The following is a 24,105-nucleotide window of genomic DNA, read 5'->3' as shown; positions in this document are numbered from 1 at the left end:
CTACTTCGTCTCGTCCTCGTCGTCCACGACCTCGGCGTCGACGACGTCTTCCTCAGCGGAAGCCGCACCTTCGTCGCCTGCGGGCGCCTCGGCACCGGCATCCGGAGCCTGGTCAGCCTGCGACGAGGCGTAGATGGCCTCGCCCAGCTTGCCCTGGCTCTGGTTCAGCTTGTCGAACGCGTCCTTGACCGCGTCGTCGTTGTCACCGGCGAGCGCCGTCTTGAGCGCGTCGACGTCAGCCTGGACCTCGGTCTTGACCTCTTCGGGCAGCTTGTCGGCGTTGTCGGCGATGAGCTTCTCGATCGAGTACGAGAGGGTCTCGGCCTGGTTGCGGACCTCGGCGGCCTCGCGACGCTTCTTGTCCTCGGCGGCGTGCTCCTCGGCCTCGCGCACCATGCGCTCGATGTCATCCTTCGGCAGCGACGAGCCGCCGGTGATCGTCATCGACTGCTCCTTGCCGGTGCCCTTGTCCTTGGCGGACACGTGCACGATGCCGTTCGCGTCGATGTCGAAGGTGACCTCGACCTGCGGGATGCCGCGCGGAGCCGGCGCGATGCCGGTCAGCTCGAACGTGCCCAGCGGCTTGTTGTCGCGCGTGAAGTCGCGCTCGCCCTGGAAGACCTGGATGGCCACGGACGGCTGGTTGTCGTCGGCGGTGGTGAAGGTCTCGCTGCGCTTGGTCGGGATGGCCGTGTTGCGCTCGATGAGCTTGGTCATGATGCCGCCCTTGGTCTCGATGCCGAGACTCAGCGGGGTGACGTCGATGAGCAGCACGTCCTTGCGCTCACCCTTGAGGACACCGGCCTGCAGCGCGGCGCCGACGGCGACGACCTCGTCCGGGTTGACGCCCTTGTTCGCGTCCTTGCCGGTCTCCTGCTTCACCAGCTCGGCGACCGACGGCATGCGCGTCGATCCACCCACGAGCACGACGTGGTCGATGTCGCCGACCTTGATGCCGGCCTCGCGGATCACATCCGCGAACGGCTTCTTGGTGCGGTCGAGCAGATCCTTGGTGAGGTCCTCGAACTTGGCGCGGGTGAGCGTCTCGGACAGCGAGACGGGCCCTGAGTCGGTGAGCGACAGGTACGGCAGGTTGATGCTGGTCGACGTCGAGCTGGAGAGCTCCTTCTTGGCCTGCTCAGCCGCTTCCTTCAGACGCTGCAGGGCGATCTTGTCACCCGACACGTCGACACCGGTGGTGTCCTTGAACTGCTTGATCAGGTAGTCCACGACACGCTGGTCCCAGTCGTCACCGCCGAGGCGGTTGTCGCCCGAGGTCGAGCGCACCTGGATGGTCGAGAAGTCGTCATCCTTGCCCACCTCGAGCAGGGACACGTCGAACGTGCCGCCGCCGAGGTCGAAGACCAGGATGAGCTCGTCTTCCTTGCCCTTGTCGAGGCCGTACGCGAGGGCCGCAGCGGTGGGCTCGTTGATGATGCGCAGGACGTTGAGGCCCGCGATCTCGCCGGCTTCCTTCGTGGCCTGACGCTCAGCGTCGTTGAAGTACGCGGGGACGGTGATGACCGCGTCGGTCACGGTGTCGCCCAGGTACTCCTCGGCGTCGCGCTTGAGCTTCTGGAGGATGCGAGCCGAGATCTCCTGCGGCGTGTAGTTCTTGCCGTCGATGGACTGGCTCTTCCAGTCGGTGCCCATGTGGCGCTTGACCGAGGTCAGCGTGCGGTCGACGTTGGTGACGGCCTGGCGCTTGGCGGTCTCGCCGACGAGCACCTCGCCGTCCTTGGTGAAGGCGACGACCGAGGGGGTCGTGCGGAATCCTTCGGCGTTGGCGATGACCTTCGGCTCGCCGCCCTCGAGGACGGAGACGACGGAGTTCGTCGTCCCGAGGTCGATACCCACTGCACGTGCCATGTGTGTTCTCCTTCTTGTGGATCGTGGAAAAGTCTGAGGGATCAAAGATGAGCCAGACCGACTCAACTTCATCCAGGTTTCAGAATAGACCCCGGCATCCCACATGTCAAAACGAACTTGATACGACTCGTATCAAGTTTTGATGACGCGTGTTCGTGCGCCGCCCGATAGCCTGGGCACGCGCCGCAGCGCGGCGGCATCTGGAGTTCACCGAAGGGTCCTAGCGTGACGAACATGTCGCTTCCCGATCAGCCCGCCGCAGACACCACCGCCCCGACCCGCCGCCAGGTCCGGTCGTGGGCGCTGTGGGACTGGGCGACACAGCCGTTCAACTCGGTCATCCTGACCTTCGTCTTCGTCTCGCTGTACCTCGTCTCCGACGCGTTCCTTCCCCCCGAAGTGGCTGCGCTGAACGAAGACGGCGAGCTCGTCTGCTCGAGGGCGGTGGATGCCGCGACCGCTTACTGCCAGGGACTGTCCGACCTGTCGGCGTGGTACGGCTGGGTCACGTTCGCCGCCGGCATCCTCGTCCTGCTGCTCGCGCCGGTGCTCGGCCAGCGAGCGGACGCCGCGGGCACGAAGAAGCGCTGGGTGATGGGCGGCACGATCGCGCTCGCCCTCATGCAGTTCGCGCTCTTGTTCACCTTCACCGATCCGGTCTTCTTCTGGTACGGCGCGATCGTGGTCGCGCTCGGCTCGGTGGCCTCCGAGATCGCGGGCGTCAACTACAACGCGATGCTCTGGCAGGTCTCGACACCCAAGACGGTCGGCCGGGTGAGCGGCCTCGGCTGGGGCCTGGGCTACATCGGCGGCATCCTGGCCCTTGTGATCGTCGTGGTGCTCACCCAGTTCGAGTGGTTCGGCATGGACACCTCGAATGGCCTCGCCTACCGCCTCATCGCGCTGGGCGCCGCCGTGTGGACCATCGTGTTCGCACTGCCGTTCTTCTTCTTCGTCCCCGAGGCGCCGCCGCACCCCGAGCGCCCGCGGGTCGGCTTCTTCCGGGGCTACGTCGTCCTCGTGAAGGACATCGGGGCGCTGTTCCGCACGAACCGCCCCACCGCGTGGTTCCTCATCGCGAGCGCCGTCTACCGCGACGGACTGGCCGGCGTGTTCGCGTTCGGCGGCGTGCTGGCCGCCGTGTCGTTCGGATTCTCGGCGACCGAGGTCATCGTGTTCGGCATCGCTCTCAACCTCGTCGCCGGCGTCTCGACGATCATCGCGGGTCGTCTCGACGACCGGTTCGGCGCCCGCAACGTGATCGTCTGGGCCCTGGCCATTCTCATCGTCAGCGCCCTGTTCGTCTTCTTCTTCCGCGAAGGGGGCAAGACGATCTTCTGGGTCGGCGGGATCATCCTCTCGGCCGCCGTCGGCCCCGCCCAGGCATCGAGTCGCGCCTTGCTCGCCAGGCTCGCACCGGGCGACATGCAGGGCGAGATCTTCGGCCTCTACGCGACCACCGGCCGGGTCATGAGCTTCCTCTCACCGCTGCTGTGGGCGCTGTTCATCGGCGCGTTCGGCGCCACGCACTTCGGCATCCTCGGCATCGTGATCATCCTCGCGATCGGCCTGGTGCTGCTGCTGATGGTCCGGCTGCCGCGGCATGAGCGGATCGCCGACATCGGGTAGCCGAGACGAGTGGATGCCGCACTCCCGGCATCCACTTCACTCATCCACGCCCACCCGACAGCGGATCGTGGCCACGCGCCGTGCGCGTGCGATCCGGGATGTCGTCGGCGTCGCGACCGACAAAGGGGTCCTGCGACACGATCGAGTCGACGTCGTCGGTCGGCACGCCGTCCGGTTCGGCGTTCTCTGCCGCGAGCGACTCGGGTCGCGCATGGCGCACCCCGGGCTCGATCGGCGCCGGGACGATCGGCGCCGGCGGCATCATGCGCCGGGCCAGCACGCGCGAGAGCCGGCGCATCCACGCCGGTTCGGCGATCACGCCGCGCTTCGTCGGCTCTTCGACCTCGAGGCCGTAGTACTCGCCGATGTGGTCGACGAACTGCGCGCGTGCGGCGCGGTCGTAGGCCCGGCGCTCGCGGGCGAAGGCGACCACCGTTGACCAGCAGATGAGCAGCATGACCACGCTGAACGGCAGGGCGATGATGATCGCCGCGGTCTGCAGCGCCACGAGGCCGCCGGTGAGCAGCAGCGCGATGGCCAGCAGTGCGGTCGTCAGGGTGAAGAAGGTGCGCACCCACCGCTGCGGCTCGAGCTGGCCGCCGGTGGCGATCATGCCCATCACGAGCGCCCCGGAGTCGGCCGAGGTGATGAAGAAGATGCCGATCAGCAGGATGACGCCGTAGGTCAGCACGTTGGATGCGGGGAAGAACTCCAGCATCTGGAAGAGGGCGGTGTTGACGTTCACCGTGCCGTCGGCCTGCGTCAGCGCGCCGGGCTGATGGAGCTCGATGTACACCGCCGAGCCGCCGAGCACCGCGAACCAGAGGATCGTGATGAGCGTAGGCACGATGATGACGCCGGCGACGAACTGCCGGACGGTGCGCCCGCGCGAGATGCGGGCGATGAAGATGCCGACGAACGGTGCCCATGAGATCCACCAGCCCCAGTAGAACGACGTCCATGCCGCCTGCCACTGCTCGCCTTCGGTGCCCTGGAAGGCGCCGACATTGAACGACAGCCCGACGTAGTTCTGGATGTAGTTGCCGATCGACTGCACCCACTCCCGCAGCAGGAACTCGGTCTGCCCGAGCACCAGCAGGTAGACCACCAGGATCGCCGCCAGGATCAGGTTGAACGACGACAGCCACTTCATGCCCTTCGCGACGCCGGAGAGGACGGATGCCAGGACGAACAGCGTGATCACGCCGATGATGATGACCTGCAGGGTCTCGGTGGGCTCGGCGATTCCCGTCGAGTCGAGGCCCGCCGAGATCTGCAGGACGCCGAGACCGAGCGAGGTCGCGACTCCGAACATGGTGCCCACGAGCGCGATGACGTCCACGACATTGCCCCACGTCCCGCGCACGCGGCGGCCGAGCAGCGGCTCCAGAGACCAGCGGATGGAGATCGGGCGCTTGCGCCGGTGGATCGCGTAGGCGAGGCCGAGCCCGACCACGACGTAGATGGACCATGCCTGCACGCCCCAGTGCAAATAGGTCTGGCCGAGCGCTGCCTGGGCGAGCTGCTCCGGAGTGCCGCTCACGCCGGGCCGCGGCGTGACGAAGTGACTGAGCGGTTCGCTGACGCCGTAGAAGACCAGGCCGATGCCCATGCCGGCGGCGAACAGCAACGCGAACCAGGCGCCGAGTGAGAACTCGGGCTTGTCGTCGTCGGCGCCGAGGCGGATGTCGCCGTACTTGCTGAACCCGAGGAACAGCGCGAACGCGACGAAGAACGCCGCGATCAGCACGTAGTACCAATTGAACGCGTTGACGATCGTGGACTGGATGTTCGCGAACACGGCCTCGGCCAGGCGCGGCGCGATGAGCGCGAACGCGGTGAACGCGAGGATCACGACGGCCGCGGGCCAGAAGACCCAGCGCTCGATCGCCGACGTGCGTCCAGTCTTCGAGGTCGCGTCCTTCACCTGGGTCGCCATGCGGTCACCCTAGCGAGCGCCGTTCCGGCGCCGAAAGGGGTTGCGTTGGATCAGCGGTCGTGCCGCGAGGGTGGATCCGGCCACGCCGCGGCGAGCTTCGCGAGCAGTCGCACGAGGTCGGTGCGCTCCTGGATGGAGAAATCTGCGAGCGCTGAGGACAGCTGCTCGCGGCGCCGGCCGCGCAGGCCACGGGCGACGCGCGCACCCTCATCGGTGAGCGCCACCCGCGTGCGGCGTGCGTCGTCGGGGTCGGCTTCGCGCCGCACGAGACCGAGTTCGACGGCCTGCTGGATCAGGCGTGACGCACGGGGCTGATCCACCCCGATCGACTCGCCGACCTCGCTCACCGTGAGGGGGTGGGATGCCGCGGCGAGCGCATCGAGCAGCCGCAGCCGCGCCGGTCCGCCCAGTCGCCCCCCGCGGCCCAACGGGCCGGGGCCGAATGGACCGGAGCCATGCGTGCCGTCGAAGGGCCCGTGGCCCTGGGGGCCGCCGTGACTGTGGTGGCCGCCGCGCGAGCGATTGCCGCGCGGACCCCAGCCGCCACCGGAGGAGCTCGCCTCGGAGGGCGCGTCCGGCCCGACGGGTCGGCCACCGAACGGACCCGGACCACCGCCACGCAGCTGCGCCAGCGCAGCCATGAGCGCATCGAGTTCAGCGGCTGAGGCGTCCGAGTCGGTCATGCCTCAAATTTACATGCGACTTGACATGTTCCGGAACTCCATGTCATACTGCATATACATGCCAGATGACATGTAATCGACAGGGCGCCGATCGGGCGGCCCGATCCCCCAAACGACAAGGACTTTTCCATGAACACCGAATACGAGAACACTGAGAACACCACCCCCACATCCCGGCCGCTCGGCTACTGGCTGCGCATCGTCGACCGCCTGATCGCCCGGGAGTTCGAAACGGCGTTCGCCGACGAAGACATCACGCGTCGTGACTGGCGCATCCTGAACGTGCTCGACGGCGACGTCGACGCACCCGAACTGATCGAGCACCTCGAGCGACGCGGCAAGAAGCTGCGCCGCCTCGTCGACCGCGGCTGGGTCACCGAGACCGAGGGGTCCTGGACGCTGACCGATGAGGGCCGGGCCGCCAAGGAGCGTCTCAGTGCCGCCGTCACCGGCATCCGCACGAAGGTCGCCGGCAGCGTGCCCGACGAAGACTTCGCGACCGCCGTCCGCACCCTCGAGGCGATCGCCCGGGAGCTCGGCTGGGATGAGAGCGCGCCCGAGCGTGGCTTCAGCCGCGGTCTCCGCGGGTTCGGGCACGGCGGCCAGCGGGGTCACCGCCGCCGCGGCTTCGGCCCGGCGTTGGACGCCGACTACGGCCCGGGCGAGCGGTTCGCCCCAGGACGCTCCCACGTCGGGCCCCGCGGCTTCGGGCGCGGCGACGACTGCGGCCGTGAAGGTCGAGACGGCTTCGGCCACGGTCGAGACCGCGGTGGACGCGAGCACCGCGCCGCCGAGCGCGCGTACGAGCGTGGCTTCGACGCGGGGTTCACCCGCGGCCGCGACGCCCAGACCGCCTGAGTACCTTTCCTACCGGCGCCCGCCCCCGCAGCGAGGGCGGGCGCCGGTATTTAGACCAGTCGTAGACTAGACTGACCACGTGAGTACGGTGAGTGCATACGAGGCCAAGACCCATCTGTCCGCCCTCCTCGAACGCGCGGATGCGGGCGAATCCATCACGATCACCAAGCACGGACGCCCGGTCGCTCGGCTCGTGCCGATCGATGCTCGGCGTGACACTCGGGACCTCCTCGAGGATGTGCGGACGTTCCGCGACGGTCTGGGCGACGAGCCGGTCGACGTGCGAGCACTCGTAGACGAGGGGCGCCGGTACTGATGCCGGTCGTCGTCGACACGTCGGTCACACTCGCGTGGCTGTTGCCGGATGAGCAGTCTGCGGACGCCGACGAGGTGCTCGCGCGGATCATCTCGTCGAATGACACCATGATTGCGCCGCAACTGTGGGTCCAGGAGACCGCGAACGTGGTGGTCTCTGCCCACCGCCGCGGCCGTCTCAGCGAAGCACAGGCATCCCGGTGTCTTGAGCTGCAGTCTGCGCTTCCCCTGCGTATCGACGAACGCCCGGTCGACCAGAGTGCACTGGTCGCAGCTTCACTTCGCCACGGGTTGAGCGTCTACGACGCGGCCTATCTGCTGCTCGCCGAGCGGCTCGGCCTCCCACTCGCGACGCTCGACCGCCGACTTGCCGATGCGGCGGCGGCGGCGGGCATCGAGGTTCTGCCCGACATGGGTGCCGAAGCTCGGCGTTGATCAGCCCCTCGCTGCGTGCCCCGACCTCGCCGTCGTAGCGCGCCGTCGGGGCGCCCGCGTATACGTGCGTCAGGCGCCGCGCGACCCGCTGTCGGTCGAACCGACGTCGGTGCGTACGAAGTTCTGGAACGAGCGTGACGCCGTCGGACCGCGCTGGCCTTGGTAGCGGTTGCCGTAGGGTCCCGAGCCGTAGGGGGACTCGGTCGGCGACGACAGTCGGAAGAAGCACAGCTGCCCGATCTTCATCCCCGGCCACAGCTTGATCGGCAGGGTCGCGACGTTCGACAGCTCCAGCGTCACGTGTCCCGAGAAGCCGGGGTCGATGAAGCCCGCCGTCGAGTGGGTCAGCAGGCCCAGGCGGCCCAGCGACGACTTGCCCTCGAGCCGTGCGGCGACATCATCGGGCAGGGTGACCTGCTCGAACGTCGAACCCAGCACGAACTCGCCCGGGTGCAGCACGAACGCCTCGTCGGGGTCGACCTCGATGAGGTGGGTGAGGTCGGGCTGGTCCTCGGCCGGATCGATGAACGGGTACTTGTGGTTGTCGAACAACCGGAAGTAGCGGTCCAGGCGCACGTCGACGCTCGACGGCTGGACCATCGCCGGGTCCCACGGCTCGAGGCCGACGCGGCCTCCATCGATCTCGGCGCGGATGTCTCGGTCACTGAGCAGCACTCCCTCAGCGTAGTGCGCGCTCCGGTGGATGCCGCGCGCGTCACATACGCACGGCGACCACGGTCCTGTCTGTATCCGGCCCGCTGGGCCTTGTCGCCACCGGGTGCCGCACCCGACGAAGGAAGAGGACCACTCATGCTCGACCACACCCTGCAACCCGAAGCCCAGGCGTTCGCCGAGGCCACTTCGAAGCCGCCATTCCTCGCCGACCTGGGCGTCGACGGCGCGCGCGAACTCCTCGACTCCGTGCAGGCCGCACCCGTCGACAAGCCCGACGTCGACGAGGAGTGGATCACCGTTCCCGCCGAAGTGGGCGACGTGCGCGTGCGCATCGTCAAGCCGCTCGACGCGGCCGGGGCGCTGCCGGCAGTCCTGTACATGCACGGCGGGGGCTGGGTGCTCGGCAACGCCGGCACCCACGACCGGCTGGTGCGCGAGATCGCGACCGGAGTGCACGCGGCCGTGGCGTTCGTCGAATACGACCGCTCACCCGAGGCGAAGCACCCCGTGGCGATCGAGCAGGGATACGCGACGGCACGGTGGATCACCGAGCACGGCATCGAGCTGGGCCTGGACGCCTCGCGCCTGGCCGTCGCCGGCGACTCCGTCGGGGGCAACATGGCCGCCGTGCTCGCGATCCTCGCGAAGAAGCGCGGCGACGTCGCGTTCGTGCACCAGTCGCTGTACTACCCGGTGACCGATGCCGGGCAGGACACCGCCAGCTACCGCGAGTTCGCAGCGGGCTACCATCTGCGCGCCGACGCGATGGCCTGGTTCTGGGACTGCTACCTCCCCGACCACCACGCTCGCAAGGACGTGACGGCCTCACCGCTGCAGGCACCGACCGACGAGCTGACCGGCCTGCCCGAGACCTTCCTCATCGTCGACGAGAACGACGTCCTGCGCGACGAGGGAGAGGGATACGGACGCAAGCTCATCGCCGCCGGCGTACGGACGACCCTGGTGCGGTACGACGCCACCATCCACGACTTCATGATGCTCAACCCGCTGCGCCCGTCCGCCGCGACGACCGCGGCCGTCGAGCAGGCCATCCACAACCTTCGCAAGGCCTTCGGCCACTGACCCGATCGACCCATCCGCAATACCCGATCCACCCACCCCCAAGAAAGAGGAACCACCATGTCCGATCAGAAGCCCACCGTCGTCCTGGTCCACGGCGCATTCGCCGAGTCCGCCTCCTGGAACGGCGTCATCGCGCGCCTGCAGGAGAAGGGCGTCACCGTCGTCGCGGCCGCGAACCCGCTGCGGAGCCTCGCCGGCGACGCCGCCTACGTCCGCGACGTGATCGCCGCCATCGGCGGCCCCGTCATTCTCGTCGGCCACTCGTACGGCGGCCTGGTCATCACCGAGGCCGCCGCCGATAACGATTCGGTCGTGGGCCTCGTCTACGTGGCGGCCTTCGTCCCCGAGACCGGCGAGAGCGCATTCGCCCTGTCGACGAGCGCACCCGGGAGCACCCTGGGCGAGGCTCTGACGGCCTACCCGGTCGACGGCGGCGGCAACGAGTTCGCCATCCGCCAGGACGTGTTCCCCGCGCAGTTCGCCGCCGACGTCCCGGTCGCGCAGGCAACGCTCATGGCAGCCACACAGCGCCCCGTCACCGAGGCGGCGCTGTCGGAGGGACTGCCGACGACCCGTCCGGCCTGGAAGGACATCCCCTCCTGGCACGTGTTCGGTGACCAGGACCTCAACATCCCGGTCGCCGTCCACCGCGCCGGCGCCGAGCGCGCCGCGTCGCGCGGCACCCGCGAGATCGCGGGGGCATCACACGCCCTGACGGTGTCGCAGCCCGACGCGGTCGCGGCGACCATCGCCGAGGCGGGCAAGGCGTACGTCGCGCGGCGCGCGGCGTCCACCGCCTGAAACACGGGGCGGCGTCCCGGTCGAACCCCCCGCTCCCGGGACGTCGCCCTCCACCCCCTGCAACCGAGGAGGCATCTCATGTCCAGGATCATCGTCATCGGCGGAACCGGCATGGTCGGCCGCCGCATCGTCACGCGTCTGACCCGCGCCGGTCACGACGCCATCGCCGCAGCACCGTCGACCGGCGTCGACGCGGTCAGCGGCAGGGGGCTTGCCGAGACCCTCCACGGTGCCGACGTCGTCGTCGACGTCTCGAAACCGCGCACCTATGAGCCGGCCGCCGTCCGCAGCCATTTCACCACTGTCACCACGAACCTGCTCGCCGCCGGCCGCGCCGCCGGTGTGGGCCATCACGTGATGCTCGCCGCGGTCGGCACCGACCGCCACCCGGCCATCCCGTACTACCAGGCCAAGGCCGCCGCCGAGCGGCTGATCGCACGCGGCGGCGTTCCCTTCACCCTCGTCCACGCCACGCAGTTCATGGAGTTCGCACCGGCGATCGCCGACGACGCGACGCACGGCGATCGCATCCGGCTGCCGCACACCCTCGTCCAGCCCATCGCCGCCGACGACATCGCCGCGGCCGTCGCCCGGGTGGCGGATCAGCCGGCGCTGGACGGCGTCATCGAGTTCGCCGGGCCCGACCGCCTCCCGCTGGTGGACTTCGTGCGGGCCGTGCTCGAGCCCCGCCACGACCCGCGCCGCATCGATCAGTCCGATGACGGACTGTACTTCGGCGCCCACATCGACGTCACCGAGCTGCTGCCCGGCCCGTGCGCGTTCATCGCGCCCACCCGGTTCGACCACTGGCTGCACGCTCATCGGCCGTCCAAGCCCGGGATGCCGCAGCTGCGTCACCTACTGCACCACCACCCGCGCCTGGAGGTGGCGTCATGACCGCGTTCCCGATCAAGCACGTGGATGCCGGGGAGCTGAGCATCGCATTCGCCGACGGTGGCGACCCGCACGGCGAACCCGTCGTCCTGCTGCACGGCTTTCCCTACGACGTCCACAGCTACGCCGAGGTTGCCCCCATGCTCACCGACGCCGGATTCCGCGTCATCGTGCCCTATCTGCGCGGTCACGGGCCGACGCGTTTCCTCGACCCGGGCATCCCGCGCTCCGGGCAGCAGGCGGCCCTGGGCGCAGATCTGCTCGCGATGATCGACGCGCTCGACCTCGAGCAGCCGATCCTCGCCGGTTACGACTGGGGCGGCCGGGCGGCCTGTGTCGTCGCCGCGCTCTGGCCTGATCGGGTCGGCGGGCTGGTGACCACGAACGGATACCTGATCCAGGATGTCAGCGGGTCGACCGCGCCTCTGAGCCCGCAGCTGGAGGCCGGGTTCTGGTACTTCTGGTACTTCGCCACCGAACGCGGTCGCCGCGGGCTCGAGCTGAACCGGCGCGAGATCGCGGAGGTCATCTGGCGGCGCAATTCGCCGGACTGGTCGTTCACCGACGCCCACCTCGACGAGGTCGCGCACGCCTTCCACAACCCGGACTACGTCGACGTCGTCATCCACTCGTACCGGCACCGGCTGGGTCTGGAACCCGGGGCGCCGCAGTATGACGAGCTCGAGCGGCGCCTGGCGAGCCGTCCGCCGATCGCGGTTCCGACCATCACCGTCGATGGACTGGCCGACGGCAACTTCCCGGCATCCGACCCCTCGCGCGACGCGCACCTGTTCACGGGGCCGCGGGATCACCGGCTCATACCCCACGCCGGGCACAATCTTCCGGCCGAAGCGCCGCATGCCTTCGCCGAGCTGATCGTCGACGTCGCCGAACCGCCCGGTGACGGCGCCGGAACCCCCTGATCGACCACGAGAGAGCGAGACAGCATGCCTGAGGAACCCATCATCATCATCGGCGGCGGGCTCGCCGCCGGCAGCGCCGTGCGCACACTCCGCCGCCAGGGCTTCGACGGCGATGTCGTCGTGATCGCCGCCGAACCTCACCACCCGTACGAGCGCCCGCCGCTGACGAAGGACTACCTGCGCGGCGAGTCCGGCCGTGCGGCGCTGTTCACCCCCGCGCTGGGCTGGTACCGCGAGAACGACGCCGATGTGCGCATCGGCCTCTCGGCCGTCGCCATCGAGCCCGACGCGCACCGCGTCACTCTCGCCGACGGCCGGTCCCTCGCGTACGCAAAATTGCTGCTGGCGACGGGATCGTCGCCGCGGTCGCTCGACGTGCCCGGGTCGGACCTGCGTGGTGTGCAGACGCTGCGCACGGTGCACGACGCGGATCTGCTCGCCGCGCGCCTGACGGCCGCCCAGCGGGACGGCGACGGGAAGGTCGTGGTGATCGGCGACAGGTGGATCGGACTGGAAGTGGCCGCATCGGCATGCTCACTCGGGCTCGATGTCACGGTGGTCGGTCGCGGCGAGGTACCGCTCGCACGGGTGCTCGGCCCTCGGGTGGGCGCCTTCTACCGCGACCTCCACGAACGGCACGGTGTGCGCCTCCGCTCGCGGGCTCGGCTGACGCGGATCGTCGGTGTGGACGGCCAGGTCACCGGCGTCGAACTTGCCAGCGGCGAGGTCCTCGACGCCGACGTCGTCGTCGCCGGGGTCGGCGCGGCGCCCAACACCGGTCTCGCCGCGGCGGCAGGCCTGCGGATCGCTGCCGCCGACCTGGGCGGCGGCGTCGCCGTCGACGGCACGCTGGCGACGTCGCATCCGGATGTGTACGCCGCCGGCGACATCGCGAGCATTCCCTCGCCGCGGTGGGGGCGGCCGGTCCGGGTCTAACACTGGGCCACCGCGCTGCGCACCGGCCCGCACGCTGCCAAGGCGATGCTGGGGTCCGACGCCGAGTACACGCGGCTGCCGTACTTCTACAGCGACCAGTACGACACCAGCATGGAGTACACGGGGTTCGTCGCACCGGACGGCGGCCACGACGTGGTCGTCAGCGGCGATGTGGATGCCGGCGCCTTCGCCGCGTTCTGGGTGCGCGACGGCCGGGTCGACGCGGGTCTGACGCTGAACGTCCCCGATGCGACCTCCGACATCGACGCCATCGTGACCGCGGCCGTGGCGCCGGCCGACCTGACGGAGTTCGCAGGGCGCCGCGGACAATCCGCGACGCCCTGAAGATCCGGACTGGCTGCGCAGCGACTCACCGCCGGTGGTCGTCGCTGCGCAGCCAGTTCTCGAACGTGATCTCCCCCTGCAGCTCCCGCCCGGTTCCGCGGAGCGCCCCGGAGGCCAGGCCCCTGCCGTACCGGCCGGGCAGGCGCACTTCGAGCACACGCCGCCGCTGAAGGTCGTACGCGAGCTGCATGCGCACGAGATCGCCGAGCCGCTCGTCCCGCGGCCCAACCAGCTCGGCCGTGCGACCCGCCGGGCCGCCCTCGGTCACGGTGAGCAGGTGCGCGGCGATCTCCCGCGCCGCCACTGGACGCATCAGCATCGTGGGCATGACCACGGTCCGGCCGTTCATGCCCGACAGCAGCTGCCCCACGAACTCGTGGAACTGCCCCACCCGCACGATCGAGTAGGGCACCGACCCGGCCATGACCGCACGCTCCTGCGCCAGCTTTCCGGCGTAATACGAGGCGTCGATGTCGTCGATCCCGACGATCGACAGGGCCACATGGTGGGCGACCCCGGCATCCATCTCCGCCCCCAGCAGGTTTCCCGTGACGGTCTCGAAGAACCGGCGCGCGGACCGCGCCGACAGGGTGGTGAGGTTGGTCACGTCGATCACGGCGTCCGCGCCCTCGACGGCGGTGGTGAGCCCCTCTCCGCGCAGCACATCGGTGCCCTGCGATCGTGCCAGCACGACCACGTCGTGCCCGCGATCTCGGGCGACGGCGACGACGTGGCGTCCGACCGTGCCCGTTCCTCCGGCGATTGCCAGTTTCATCGGCCTCGTTCCTTTCTCTCGGCATGCCGACACACCCGCCGAGGCGACGGGTGTGTCGGAGTGGGCGCGACGCCGGGCACACACCGGGCACCGCGCGATGTCACGAGCGCGGCGGGTTGACGGGCAGCCAGTCCTCGAGCCGCGTCGTGAAGATCCGTGCGCCGGCGACCGGCACGAGTGTGCGCTCGGCGACGACCGCGCCGTAGTAGGGCGCCAAGTCGTCGCGCACGACCGTGCGCGGGTCACCGCGGAAGGCGAGCCCGCGGCGGACGAACTCGTCGAGTCCGAACTCCTCGGGCCCGGCGATCTCGAGGTCGCCGTTGCGCGGCGTGCCCGCGGCGGTCTGTGCGACCGCCGTTGCGACATCGGCCGAGGCCAGGGGGCGCACGAGCGCACCGGGCAGGGTCACGACGTCGCCGTCGGTCGAGATGTCGGCGATGCTGCCGATGAACTCGAAGAACTGGGTGGCGTGGACCAGGGAGTACGGGATGCCGGACTCGCGGATGAGCTTCTCCTGCGCGACCTTGGCCTGGAAGTACGGGATGTCCTGGGGCCGGTTGGTGCCCACGATGGTGAGCGCGACGTGGTGGCCGACTCCTGCCTTCCGCTCGGCGGCCAGCAGGTTGGTCGTCGACGTCGTGAAGAACTCCAGGACGGCGTTCTGCTCGAACGACGGTGAGTTCGACACGTCGACGACGACGTCGGCGCCGGTCAGCGCCTCGGCCAGACCCTCGCCGGTGATCGTGTCGACCCCCGTGTTGGGTGCCGCGGCGACGGCCTCGTGGCCGTGCTCGGTGAGTTTCGCGACGACCTGTGAGCCGACCAGTCCCGTCCCGCCGATGACGACGATTCTTGCCATGTCCATGCCTTTCTCTCGGGGCCGCGTGCGCGGCATCACCAATCAGACCGAGCCGGGCGCGTCAGTGTGACGACGCGAGCCAATCGTCGAAACGGGTGGGAGCGATCCTGACTCCGGCCCCGGGAAGCAGATCATCGCGGCCGATCCGGGCACCGAAGTACGTGCCGAGCGGGTCGGCCTCGACCTGCCGGTCGTCGCGCCGGTGCAGCAGCTCCCGCTCGGCCAGAGCCCGCGGTTCGAACACCTCAGGTCCGGCGTGCTCCACGATGCCGCCCTGCGGGGCGCCGGTGGCGGCCACGGCCACGGCGGCGGCCACGTCGCGCGCGGCCATGGGCTGGATTCGTGCCGCCGCCACGCGTGCCACCGGGCCCCGCGTCGCCGCGTCGGTGATGCTGCGGACGAACTCGAAGAACTGCGTCGCGTGCACGAGCGTGAACGCCGCACCGGAGCCGACGATGAGCCGCTCCTGCTCCGCCTTGGCCTGGAAGTATCCGCCTTCGGCGCGGGCAAGCCGGTCCGTGCCGACGACCGACAGCGCGACGTGGTGCGCGACGCCGGCGGCCGCACCGTACGACAGCAGATTCATGGTCGAGACGTAGAAGAACTCGCGCGCCGCGGCCTCGTCGATATACGACGAGTTCGACACGTCCACGACCGCCTGCGCGCCGTCGAGCGCTTCGGGCAGCCCTTCGGCGGTGTAGGAGTTGACCCCCGTGGCCCGTGCCGCCGAGACGACCTGATGGCCCTCGCGGCGCAGGTGCGCGACAAGGAGGGTGCCGATGAGCCCGGTGCCCCCGACGACGGTGATGTTCATGACGTGTCCTTACTCTCGGTCGTGCGACGCGTCCCGGCGACAGACCGGTCGCGGCCCCTTTCAGAGAAGACCGGATGCCGCTGCGCACTGTGACGCGTCCGTGGAGCGCCGCCCGGCGGTAATGTCGGCAGTGCCGGGGGCGCACGGCAGTGCTCGACCCGCCGCCGGGCACGACCAACGGCGCCGTCGAGAGGGAAGAAGTGCAGTCGTCCGAGACGATCGGAGCAGCCGTCTCCGCCGCGATCGCACAGCTGCGTGCCGGCCGGGGCACTGTCGTCCATCTCGACGCCGATGCGCGCGGCACGGCGCTGCTCGATCAGGCCGAGCGCCTGGCGGCGGATGCCGGCATCCCCACCCTGCGCGTCGATCGCGGTCACCCGCTCGACACGTCTCGCCTCTACGACTCCATCGCCGATTCGGCGCCGGGCGCGGCAACGCCCCGGATCCTCATCACGGTTGCCGGCCTCGACAGCCTCGCTCCCGCCTCGCGCGCCCTCGTGGCCGTCGCGCGCCCGAAGATCGGACCGGCGGCAGCCGCCTGGATCGTGCATCTCGGCGAACCGGGCGACCCCGGCGCCCCCGACGACGCGGCACCGGATGCCGTCACGACGACGACGGCGGACGATGATCACCTGTTCGCCGCCGCCCTGCTCGGTCGCCCGATCGACGCCGCCGATCTGGCGGCCGCACTCGATCGGCCGGTCGCGTCGCTGCTGCCGTTCTTCCGCAGGGCGATGGATGCCGGGATCCTCGTCGAGGACGACAGCGACCTCCGGTTCGCCGACCCGCGCGTGCGGCGACGGGTGCTCAGCGATGCCGTGGGTGACGCGGTGCGCTCGGCCGACGACCTGCACGATCGTGTCGTGAGGCGTTTGATCGACGCCGGGAAGAGTGCGGCGCTGGCCGACGGGGTGCGCACCGGCGTGCTGACCCTCGACCGCCTCGAGCCGGCCGGCGCGGTCGCGGCGTGCGAGCTGATGAGCGCGAGCGACCCGGCCACCGCCGCCGTCGCCCTGACGCGGGTGCTCGGCCGGCTCCCGGCATCCGACCTCGATGCGGTCGCCGCCCGGGCGGCGACGTTCAGCCTGCAGTCGGGGGTTCCGACCGCGTACGGCGACTATGCCGGGGTGCTCGACGGGGGCGCCGGTCCGGCGCTCACCTTCGCCGTCGCAGAGGCCACCTTCGCGGCAGTCACCCAGAAGGCGCGCGCCGCGGTGGCCCCTCTCCTCGCCGGCAGCGGTCTCACCAGCGCCGACCGTGCGCGGCTGTCGGGCCTGGCGCTGGTCGCCGACACCTATCGCGGTCTGGCCACCGATGCCCAGCGGCACGACGTGGACGCCCTCGTGCATGCCACCGGCGATGCGCGCGCCGAGGGCCTGCGCCGGCTCGCGGAGGCGCTGTTCGAAGCCGAGGAGGGCGACCTGGGCGCGGCACTTCGCGCCGCGACCCTGCCGATGCCCCTGCCGTGGGGCGCCGACCAGGGGCCGGTGTGGTGGATGGCGGCTGTCTACCGCACGCGGCTTCTCGCCGATCTCGGCCGCACCGAAGACGCCGAGGCTGTGCTGACCGAAGCGGTCGCCGCCGCCCACCGGGCGGGGCAGGCGCAGGCGATCCCGCCTCTCATGATGATGACCGGCATTCTGCGGATGGATGCCGGGCGACTCGCGGCCGCCGCCGTGCACGCGGAGGGCGCGCTCCAGCTCGGCGAGGGCATGCAGCTGCCGGGCCTGGTCTCGACGAATTGTGCGAACCTGCTGACGCACGTCTACCGCATGACGGGGGACCTCGTGCGTCTGCAGGAGCTGCGGGCCGCACTGCAGCGCGGACTGCAGGAGGATGACGCGCGCGCCGAGACCGCGGCACGCGCCCTCGCCTTCGCCGACGACGCCCTCGGCTTCGACCGCCCCGCCGCGGCGGCGGGCGAAGGGACAGCGGGCGGCGGGAACGGCGGGAAGGGCGCCTCCCGCACCCGGCACTACTGGATCGCGCGCGGCCTGAGCGACGTGATCTCGACCTTCCGGTTCGCATTCCACGGCGCCGACCGGGCCAGCGCCCTGCGCCACTTCGCCTCGATCGAGCTGCTGAGCCGGACGACCGAGTCGATCCTCCTCCGCGCCGCCGTCCGGCACTGCTCGGGGCTGCTCGACGGCGACGCGGGCGCGATCCGCGAGGCGCAGGCGACCTACCTGGCCATCGGCCGCCGGCTGCTGGCGGCGCAGGCGGGCGAGGATGTGGGCCTGGCCACTTCGGCGCCGCCCGCCCGGGAAGATGCGCTACACGCGGCCGCGGCGACCTGGACCGAGCTCGGCGCGCACCGCGAAGCCGCACGCATCGCGCAGCTGCTCCGCACCATGGGAAGCCGCGCCCGAGCCGACGACAGCAGCCTGGGCCTCGGCCTGACCGCGGCCCAGGAGCGCGTCGCACAGGCGGTGCTCGCGGGCGCCACCAACGAGCAGGTCGCACGCGCGCTGTTCCTCTCGCCGAACACGGTGTCGGTGCATCTGAGCCGCATCTACGCGAAGGTCGGCGTACGCTCCCGCGGCGAGCTGATCGACCTCATCCGATCGCCGGACCCGGCCCGCGGGGCCGGCCGATGACCGGCGAGGCCGAAGCGGCACCGTTCGCCGATCTGCTGCGGGCCGCGGCCGACGGGCACGGCGCCACCGTCGACCTCGACGATGCCGCGCAGCGCGATGCGCTCGTGGCCGAGGCTGCCACCGGGGCCGACGTGATCGCGCTGGGGCCCGTCGTGCCGCACACGAGTGTGCTCGCCCGTCTGCTGGACGAGCTCAGTGCCGCTTCGCTGCACGTGGTCAGCGAGGCAGTTGACGGGGTGCTGCGCCGCCACCTGGTGGATGCTCTGCGCACCCGGAGCACCGCGCGCCCGACGATCGTGGTGGTCAGCGCCGACGACGCGTCCGGGTCGGCACGAGTGGAGTTCGACCGGTTGCGCGGTGAGACGGCCGAGCTGCCCGTGGTGTGGGCGATCGATCACATCGGCGGTGATGTCGTCCGCGCCGAAGCGGAGCGGCCGCGGTCATCGGAGCCCGCGGGTCCGAGCAGCACGCCCATCGAGCAGACGATCCTCGAGGTGGCCGGACTCTCCCCCATCGCACTGCTGCCGGACGAGGTGGCCGAGCTGACCGGAGTGTCCCGCGACGACGTCATCGCCACGCAGGCCGCGTCGCCGCGTCTGGCCGGCGTCGCGCACGGTGCCGTCCTCGTCACCGGAGATGCGGCAGGCAGCCGCGCGACGCCCCCGCCGGCCACGGTTCGCCGGGCGATCGCGCACGACATCCTCGCGGTACTCGACAGGCGCGGCGTTGCGGCCGATCTGCTCGCGGAGCTCGCGCTCGCGGCATCCACCCCTGACGATCCCCTGGCCGTCCGGGTGCTCGCCGATGCCTCTCAGGCCCTCCACGACGCCGATCCCGACACCGCCGCCCGGTACGGGCTGGCCGCGGCCGACCTCATCACGGGGCCCCGTCCGCAGCTGACCGACCTCACCTGGCGGCTGCTGCCGCTGCTGTGGCAGACCTCACGGTCAGCCGACGCCCGAGAGCTGATCGCCCGGGTCTTCAGCGAAGACGGCCGCAGCGACGCCGAGGCGCGCGCCCTGTGGTGGCTGGCCCGGCTGGAGGGATCGGCGGAGGATGCCGTCCGGCACACGACGCACGCGCTCACCTTGCCCGGGGTGTCCGAGGCGACCCAGGTGAAGCTGCTCGCGGTGCACCTGCGGCTGCTGTCGACCCTCGGCCGCCGCGACGAGGTCGATGCCCTGCTGCCCCAGGCGATCAGCCGGGCTGCGCGCCTGGGGGACGACGAATCGCGCTCCCGGCTGGTCGCCTGCGACAGCATCCGGCGGTTCTACCGGGGCGACTACTCCGCCTCGCGTGCACTGGCCGAGGAGGCGGTGGCGAGCTGGCGGCGATCCGGCGCACCGACGGCCGAATGGATGCCGGAGATGATCTGGGCGCCGCACGTCGAACTGCAGCTCGGCGACGCCGCCACGGCGCTGCAGCAGCTCGACGATCTGCTCGTCGACCTCGAAGGGCGGTCGCAAGCGGCCGCGCGCCGGTTCGTCCACGCCGAGCGGAGCCTCGTGCTACTGGATCTCGGACGCCTCGACGAGGCCTGGGATGAGGCGGTGCTGGCGACGACCCTTGCCGAGCGGTTCTGGGCGCTGCCGCCCGGTGCATCGGACAGGCTTCAGGCGATCGCGCTGTCGGTGCGACTCAAGGTCGCCCTGCACCGCGGCGCGGCCGCCGAGCTCCACGAGCTGCGCGAGCCGCTCGCCGCCGACACTCCCCCGCAGAGCGAGGCGCGAGCGCGGCTGGAGTGGTGGCGCTTTCTTCTCGACGAGGCCGAGTCGCGGGTCGGCGCCAGCGCGAACCCCGATGCGCTCGATCCGGTGTCGTGGCTGGATCCGGCCGACGACATCCTGATCGCGCGGGCACTGCTGCGCAGCGGTCTGACCGATGCCCTCGCGCGCATCGCGACGTGGACGGCCCATCGTGCGGCGATCTCGCGCGGCCACCCGCTCGCACGCACCGTCGCCGATCATGTGGCGGGACTCACCTCGCGCGATGCAGCGCAGCTGACTCAGGTCGCAGACGACTGGGCTCGGTCGAAACGCCCGCTCCTGGCTGCGGCAGCGAGGGCCGATGCCGGCATCCTTCTCATCGAGACCGGTGAGCGCAGCGGCCTCGAACTGGTCGAATCGGCGCACGACGACTTCTCGAGGTTCGGGGCGCATCGCGATGCCTGGCTGCTCAGACGGGTCTTGCGCGGTCACGGCGTCGCGGTCGGCGGCGCCTCAGACGCGCATCCCGCCGACGGGCTGACGCCGACGGAGCGGAGGGTTCTCGACCGGGCGGTGCTGGGGTCGACCGCTCCCCGCATCGCGGAAGAGCTGTCGATCTCGCCGCACACGGTGACGACCCACATCCGCCACATCTACGCGAAGCTCGGGCTGTCTTCGCGCGCCGACCTGATGGCGTGGGCCGGCCGCGAAGGGCGGTGACCGGCCGCGGAGGTCCGCGGGATGGCGTCGACCACAAGAGCTTCGAGACGTTCCGTTCCGGCGCCGCGTGACGCGTCGCGGAGCGCGACCAGCAGCGGTCGCGGGTCGCCTGTCACGATGTCGCGGCGCGTCGGCGAGGTGAGCTGCCGGCGTGCGCGGCTGACCAGCTGACGCGCGCCGGCCTGTGACGCCCCGATCAGCGTGGCGATGCGCGCGTAGGGATAGTCCAGCGTCTCGCGCAGGACGAAGGCCGCCCGCTCGGCCGGCGTGAGTCGCGTCACGAGCAGGTCGACTGCCGCTCGCAGCTGATCGGCGATCTCCACATCGTGCGCCGGGTCGTGCGGTGACGCCGTCTGATCGGGAAGCCACGGCTCGGCGGTGACTTCGCGGCGCCGGTACGCGGACTGGACCAGGTTCAGGCAGAGCCGTGTCGTGATGGTCACCAGGAATGCGACCGGGTCGCGCAGCGGCTCGAGGTCGACGCGCTGCCACTTGATCCACGCCTCCTGGACGATGTCGTCGGCGTCGGCGACCGACCGCAGCATGCGATAGGCGATGCCGAACAGTCGCCGTCGCTCGCCCGTGAACAGTTCGAGGTGGCGCTCCCACCCGTCGCGCGCGGCACGGTCCGCCGCGACCTGCATATCGAGTTGCTCTCTCATGAGGGTGAGCCTCGCGAGGGGATGCCGCGGGGGCCACGGCACTTCGACTCGAGTCAGATTCGAGTCATCGACCCGGTGTCGGCGTCAGGAGGCGAGCGCGTGCGCGGCGACGCGGTCGAGCCGCAGCAGGGCGTCCCGCATCGCCGCGCGGGAGCCGATGCCGAGCTTCGGGAAGATGTTGTACAGGTGCCCGCCGACGGTGCGCGGTGACAGGTGCAATCGCTGTGCGATCTCCTTGTTCGACAGTCCGGCCGCCGCCAGCGCCGCGATGCGCTCTTCCTGGGCGGTCAGCAGCACCTGAGGCTCCATCGCGTGCGGGGTCGCCGTCGCGGATGGCGGGGGCATCAGGCTGCGCGAACGCGCTCGCTCCTGCCATCCGTCAGCCGAGGTGCCGTCGAGTTCTGCCGCCGCGATCGCATAGGCGTCGCGGGCGTCCTCACCTCTGCCATGGTGGGCGAGCAGGTCGGCCAGCACGATGCGGGAACGTGCCGCCTCGAAGGGCCGGATGAAGCCCGCACGCGAGTCGATGAGTCCGGCCAGCCGGGCTGTGACGTCCCGCCCGGCTGCCACGACATCGAGGCACCGTGCGGCGAACTCTGTGCTCTCGGTGAGCGATGACCCCGCCCGCGCGTCTGCGAGCCGTCTGGTCATGCCGCGGCCGGTGACGGCGCGGTGCATGCGTGCCGCTGCGATGTCGAGCAGCCATCCCGCGGGATAGACGTGATCGGCAGCGCGGAAGGTCGTGATGCCGGCGATGGCGCTGAGGACCCCGTTGTCGTCGTCGCTCTGCAGCGCCAGCTGCAGCTGGGCATCGCGGACACAGGTCATCACGTTGGCCAGACGTCGCGCGATCGGGTCGGCCAGGAGCTCGCCGATGCGCGCCGACGCCTCTCTCACCCGGCCGAGGTACGCGTACGCGACCGATTGCACGCCCCGCGCCTTGAGCGCCACCACGCGCATGCCGAACCGGTCGGCCGTCGCCGCTTCCGCACCCGCCGCCTCGACGGCCTGGAGCCATGCGCCCTCGCGCGTCAGCGACAGTGCGCGCGCCAGTCCGAGTACGGCGTGGATCAGCGGCGATGGGCCGCCGCTGGGAGGCAGGCCGAGTTCCGGCATCCATGCTGATCCCGGGTCGACGGCGACGCCGATGGCCTGAAGCAGGTCGTGCTGGGTGCCCGCCAGCCCGAGGCGGGCGACGTGCGGCCACGCAGTGGTGGCGGTGACCGCATCGATCCGCGCGTGCACCGCATGTGCGAGGCGCCGTGCGGCCGGATCGTCGCCGACGTGCTCCGCCGCCTCGCCCGCCCGCATCCAGTCGTCGTCGAGCCCGGACAGCAGCGCGGTGAAGGTGGCGACGATGAGGGTCGCCGTCTCGTCGTACGGCGTCCCACGGTCGCGTGCGGCTCTCCCGGCGTCGAGGTCGCCGTATCCGAGCAGGCGGATCAGCGCCACCGCGCCGGTGGCCACGGGCTCGGTCGCAAGGTCGGCTGTCGACTCGATCAAGATCCGCTCGGCGAGCGCGAGGTCGCCGCGGTAGGTGGCTTCGGCGACGAGGCGTGCCGTCCAGCCGCGCGCGTCGTGCTCGTCGCGTGCGAGTCGCACGGCCGATGCACGCGCCGACAGGGCCAGCAGCGGTGCCGCTTCGGGGTGCTCGTCGGCCCACGTGGCGACAGCATCGGCGGTGCCCTCGGCAATCGCCGCGTGTCGCAGCCGGAGAGTCGAGTGGATCCCGCGATCCTGCGCGGCGGCGGAATGCGCGGCGCGCAGCTGCTCCGGCGTGGCGGCGCGGAGGAGAGCAATGCGATGGATCGGCGACAAGGGGCCGCTGCCGAGCAGAGCAGGTTCGCCGGGCCGCGAGGCTGCTTCGAGCGCTGCGCTCGAATGCTTGACAGCGGCGTTAAGGATTTCGCGGTGCTCGGCTCCGGTCCACTCCGTGAACTCGTCGATGATGGAGCGGTATCGAGGGGGCACAGAGAGGACGGTCTCCTCGGAGAAGTCGTCGAGCCACGTGCGCCCGGTCATCGGCTCGGACAGCCAGTGTGCGATGAGCGCGACGTTTCCGCCCGCTTCCGCGACCACACGGTCGACGAGGTGCGGATGCGTGCCGGGGTGCGTCGCGGAGATGATGCCCCGCACATCGATCGGATCCAGCTCGTCGAGCACCACGACCTCCGCCGTGCTGTCGAATGGCGTCCGTCCGCGAGCGGCGACGATCACGCCGAAGCCTGGGGTCGATGCCGGCAGCGCCGAGACCCAAAGCTGAAGCGCCCCCAGTGAGGGCGGGTCGATCCGCTCGACGTCATCGATCAACACGATGGTCGGGTGGGTGCTCGGCTCGTGGCACTCGACGAGTTCCCCGAGTCGGCCGGGTGTGTAGACCTCAGCGCCGATCTCCTGCGCGACGGACGCCAGGAGGGTCGACTTGCCTGTCCCGAGATCGCCTCGCACTACGAGCGTGCGCGTCGTGCGAGGCTGCATGATCCAGGCCCGCACCACATCGCGTGCATCCCGCCTCAGGTCGAGGCGAGACGCGGTCGCGCTGCGGAAGGGCACTGCGTGCATGTTCTCAAAGTATTGAGCTCGGCGG

Annotated in this window: 21 protein-coding genes; 12 read left to right on the top strand and 9 right to left on the bottom strand. The window is 70.7% G+C overall.

Going from position 1 to position 24,105, the window contains the following annotated elements; translation table 11 throughout:
* The gene (gene dnaK / locus BKA10_RS13360) at positions 1-1,869 is read right to left on the bottom strand and encodes a molecular chaperone DnaK (RefSeq protein WP_183500379.1); all 1,869 of its coding nucleotides are present in this window, start codon (positions 1,867-1,869) and stop codon (positions 1-3) included.
* A 234-nt stretch (positions 1,870-2,103) separates the two neighbouring features.
* Here dnaK and BKA10_RS13355 point away from each other — a divergent pair, with 234 nt between their 5' ends.
* On the top strand, positions 2,104-3,498 hold the full coding sequence (locus tag BKA10_RS13355; protein WP_183501212.1) for an MFS transporter: 1,395 nt from the start codon (positions 2,104-2,106) through the stop codon (positions 3,496-3,498).
* 40 nt (positions 3,499-3,538) lie between these two features.
* Here the strand turns inward: BKA10_RS13355 and BKA10_RS13350 are convergent, their stop codons facing one another.
* On the bottom strand, positions 3,539-5,437 hold the full coding sequence (locus BKA10_RS13350) for a BCCT family transporter (RefSeq protein WP_183500373.1): 1,899 nt from the start codon (positions 5,435-5,437) through the stop codon (positions 3,539-3,541).
* A gap of 50 nt (positions 5,438-5,487) precedes the next feature.
* Entirely contained in the window at positions 5,488-6,120 is a 633-nt protein-coding gene (locus tag BKA10_RS13345) for a MarR family winged helix-turn-helix transcriptional regulator (RefSeq protein ID WP_241740148.1), read from the bottom strand.
* A gap of 129 nt (positions 6,121-6,249) precedes the next feature.
* Between BKA10_RS13345 and BKA10_RS13340 the strand changes: the two genes are divergently transcribed.
* The 3 genes from BKA10_RS13340 (at position 6,250) to BKA10_RS13330 (ending at position 7,728) form a co-directional block, all read left to right on the top strand.
* The gene (locus BKA10_RS13340) at positions 6,250-6,978 is read left to right on the top strand and encodes a MarR family winged helix-turn-helix transcriptional regulator (protein WP_183500372.1); all 729 of its coding nucleotides are present in this window, start codon (positions 6,250-6,252) and stop codon (positions 6,976-6,978) included.
* Between the two features lie 79 nt (positions 6,979-7,057).
* On the top strand, positions 7,058-7,294 hold the full coding sequence (locus BKA10_RS13335; RefSeq protein ID WP_183500370.1) for a type II toxin-antitoxin system prevent-host-death family antitoxin: 237 nt from the start codon (positions 7,058-7,060) through the stop codon (positions 7,292-7,294).
* On the top strand, positions 7,294-7,728 hold the full coding sequence (locus BKA10_RS13330) for a type II toxin-antitoxin system VapC family toxin (RefSeq protein ID WP_183500368.1): 435 nt from the start codon (positions 7,294-7,296) through the stop codon (positions 7,726-7,728). The genes BKA10_RS13335 and BKA10_RS13330 overlap by 1 nt, the downstream gene beginning before the upstream one ends.
* 69 nt (positions 7,729-7,797) lie before the next feature.
* Here the strand turns inward: BKA10_RS13330 and dcd are convergent, their stop codons facing one another.
* Positions 7,798-8,403, bottom strand: coding sequence for a dCTP deaminase (gene dcd / locus BKA10_RS13325; RefSeq protein ID WP_183500366.1), 606 nt, complete (start codon positions 8,401-8,403; stop codon positions 7,798-7,800).
* A 135-nt stretch (positions 8,404-8,538) separates the two neighbouring features.
* Here dcd and BKA10_RS13320 point away from each other — a divergent pair, with 135 nt between their 5' ends.
* The 6 genes from BKA10_RS13320 (at position 8,539) to BKA10_RS16770 (ending at position 13,385) form a co-directional block, all read left to right on the top strand.
* Positions 8,539-9,486: an alpha/beta hydrolase gene (locus tag BKA10_RS13320; protein ID WP_183500364.1), complete on the top strand. Its 948-nt coding sequence runs from the start codon at positions 8,539-8,541 to the stop codon at positions 9,484-9,486.
* 57 nt (positions 9,487-9,543) lie between these two features.
* Positions 9,544-10,287 carry an alpha/beta fold hydrolase gene (locus BKA10_RS13315; protein ID WP_183500362.1) on the top strand — a complete coding sequence of 248 codons (744 nt, stop codon included), beginning with the start codon at positions 9,544-9,546 and terminating at the stop codon, positions 10,285-10,287.
* Positions 10,288-10,365: 78 nt separating this feature from the next.
* A complete protein-coding gene (locus BKA10_RS13310; protein WP_183500360.1) occupies positions 10,366-11,184 on the top strand; it encodes an SDR family oxidoreductase in 819 nt (272 codons plus the stop codon).
* Entirely contained in the window at positions 11,181-12,104 is a 924-nt protein-coding gene (locus BKA10_RS13305; RefSeq protein WP_183500358.1) for an alpha/beta fold hydrolase, read from the top strand. The genes BKA10_RS13310 and BKA10_RS13305 overlap by 4 nt, the downstream gene beginning before the upstream one ends.
* Positions 12,105-12,128: 24 nt before the next feature.
* Positions 12,129-13,040: an NAD(P)/FAD-dependent oxidoreductase gene (locus tag BKA10_RS13300; RefSeq protein WP_241740149.1), complete on the top strand. Its 912-nt coding sequence runs from the start codon at positions 12,129-12,131 to the stop codon at positions 13,038-13,040.
* A gap of 45 nt (positions 13,041-13,085) precedes the next feature.
* Positions 13,086-13,385, top strand: coding sequence for an oxidoreductase C-terminal domain-containing protein (locus BKA10_RS16770; protein ID WP_241740150.1), 300 nt, complete (start codon positions 13,086-13,088; stop codon positions 13,383-13,385).
* Between the two features lie 25 nt (positions 13,386-13,410).
* Here BKA10_RS16770 and BKA10_RS13295 read toward each other — a convergent pair whose 3' ends face one another.
* The 3 genes from BKA10_RS13295 to BKA10_RS13285 all read right to left on the bottom strand — a co-directional run bounded on the left by BKA10_RS13295 (position 13,411) and on the right by BKA10_RS13285 (position 15,833).
* On the bottom strand, positions 13,411-14,160 hold the full coding sequence (locus tag BKA10_RS13295; protein WP_183500356.1) for an SDR family oxidoreductase: 750 nt from the start codon (positions 14,158-14,160) through the stop codon (positions 13,411-13,413).
* A gap of 100 nt (positions 14,161-14,260) precedes the next feature.
* Positions 14,261-15,019 carry an SDR family oxidoreductase gene (locus tag BKA10_RS13290; protein WP_183500354.1) on the bottom strand — a complete coding sequence of 253 codons (759 nt, stop codon included), beginning with the start codon at positions 15,017-15,019 and terminating at the stop codon, positions 14,261-14,263.
* Between the two features lie 61 nt (positions 15,020-15,080).
* Entirely contained in the window at positions 15,081-15,833 is a 753-nt protein-coding gene (locus BKA10_RS13285; RefSeq protein ID WP_183500352.1) for an SDR family oxidoreductase, read from the bottom strand.
* A 149-nt stretch (positions 15,834-15,982) separates the two neighbouring features.
* Between BKA10_RS13285 and BKA10_RS16970 the strand changes: the two genes are divergently transcribed.
* Both BKA10_RS16970 and BKA10_RS13275 read left to right on the top strand, forming a co-directional pair.
* Positions 15,983-18,430: a LuxR C-terminal-related transcriptional regulator gene (locus tag BKA10_RS16970; RefSeq protein ID WP_183500344.1), complete on the top strand. Its 2,448-nt coding sequence runs from the start codon at positions 15,983-15,985 to the stop codon at positions 18,428-18,430.
* Complete coding sequence (locus tag BKA10_RS13275) at positions 18,427-20,856, top strand: LuxR family transcriptional regulator (protein ID WP_183500342.1); 2,430 nt, start codon at positions 18,427-18,429, stop codon at positions 20,854-20,856. Before BKA10_RS16970 ends, BKA10_RS13275 begins: the two co-directional genes overlap by 4 nt.
* Here BKA10_RS13275 and BKA10_RS13270 read toward each other — a convergent pair.
* Positions 20,790-21,518 carry a sigma-70 family RNA polymerase sigma factor gene (locus BKA10_RS13270; protein ID WP_183500340.1) on the bottom strand — a complete coding sequence of 243 codons (729 nt, stop codon included), beginning with the start codon at positions 21,516-21,518 and terminating at the stop codon, positions 20,790-20,792. The genes BKA10_RS13275 and BKA10_RS13270 overlap by 67 nt on opposite strands.
* A gap of 84 nt (positions 21,519-21,602) precedes the next feature.
* Positions 21,603-24,080 (bottom strand): helix-turn-helix transcriptional regulator, encoded by a 2,478-nt coding sequence (locus BKA10_RS13265; protein WP_183500338.1) that lies wholly within the window; start codon positions 24,078-24,080, stop codon positions 21,603-21,605.
* Positions 24,081-24,105: the final 25 nt, after the last annotated feature.

Source organism: Microbacterium invictum (assembly GCF_014197265.1).
In the GTDB taxonomy this organism is placed as follows: domain Bacteria; phylum Actinomycetota; class Actinomycetes; order Actinomycetales; family Microbacteriaceae; genus Microbacterium; species Microbacterium invictum.
This window is presented reverse-complemented; position numbering and strand designations above follow the sequence as displayed.

Coding starts and splice junctions, on each gene's coding strand:
- dnaK (WP_183500379.1), bottom strand. CDS start 1,869: ATGGCACGTGCAGTGGGTATCGACCTCGGGACGACGAACTCCGTCGTC.
- BKA10_RS13355 (WP_183501212.1), top strand. CDS start 2,104: ATGTCGCTTCCCGATCAGCCCGCCGCAGACACCACCGCCCCGACCCGC.
- BKA10_RS13350 (WP_183500373.1), bottom strand. CDS start 5,437: ATGGCGACCCAGGTGAAGGACGCGACCTCGAAGACTGGACGCACGTCG.
- BKA10_RS13345 (WP_241740148.1), bottom strand. CDS start 6,120: ATGACCGACTCGGACGCCTCAGCCGCTGAACTCGATGCGCTCATGGCT.
- BKA10_RS13340 (WP_183500372.1), top strand. CDS start 6,250: ATGAACACCGAATACGAGAACACTGAGAACACCACCCCCACATCCCGG.
- BKA10_RS13330 (WP_183500368.1), top strand. CDS start 7,294: ATGCCGGTCGTCGTCGACACGTCGGTCACACTCGCGTGGCTGTTGCCG.
- BKA10_RS13320 (WP_183500364.1), top strand. CDS start 8,539: ATGCTCGACCACACCCTGCAACCCGAAGCCCAGGCGTTCGCCGAGGCC.
- BKA10_RS13315 (WP_183500362.1), top strand. CDS start 9,544: ATGTCCGATCAGAAGCCCACCGTCGTCCTGGTCCACGGCGCATTCGCC.
- BKA10_RS13310 (WP_183500360.1), top strand. CDS start 10,366: ATGTCCAGGATCATCGTCATCGGCGGAACCGGCATGGTCGGCCGCCGC.
- BKA10_RS13305 (WP_183500358.1), top strand. CDS start 11,181: ATGACCGCGTTCCCGATCAAGCACGTGGATGCCGGGGAGCTGAGCATC.
- BKA10_RS13300 (WP_241740149.1), top strand. CDS start 12,129: ATGCCTGAGGAACCCATCATCATCATCGGCGGCGGGCTCGCCGCCGGC.
- BKA10_RS16770 (WP_241740150.1), top strand. CDS start 13,086: ATGCTGGGGTCCGACGCCGAGTACACGCGGCTGCCGTACTTCTACAGC.
- BKA10_RS13295 (WP_183500356.1), bottom strand. CDS start 14,160: ATGAAACTGGCAATCGCCGGAGGAACGGGCACGGTCGGACGCCACGTC.
- BKA10_RS13290 (WP_183500354.1), bottom strand. CDS start 15,019: ATGGCAAGAATCGTCGTCATCGGCGGGACGGGACTGGTCGGCTCACAG.
- BKA10_RS13285 (WP_183500352.1), bottom strand. CDS start 15,833: ATGAACATCACCGTCGTCGGGGGCACCGGGCTCATCGGCACCCTCCTT.
- BKA10_RS13275 (WP_183500342.1), top strand. CDS start 18,427: ATGACCGGCGAGGCCGAAGCGGCACCGTTCGCCGATCTGCTGCGGGCC.
- BKA10_RS13270 (WP_183500340.1), bottom strand. CDS start 21,518: ATGAGAGAGCAACTCGATATGCAGGTCGCGGCGGACCGTGCCGCGCGC.
- BKA10_RS13265 (WP_183500338.1), bottom strand. CDS start 24,080: ATGCACGCAGTGCCCTTCCGCAGCGCGACCGCGTCTCGCCTCGACCTG.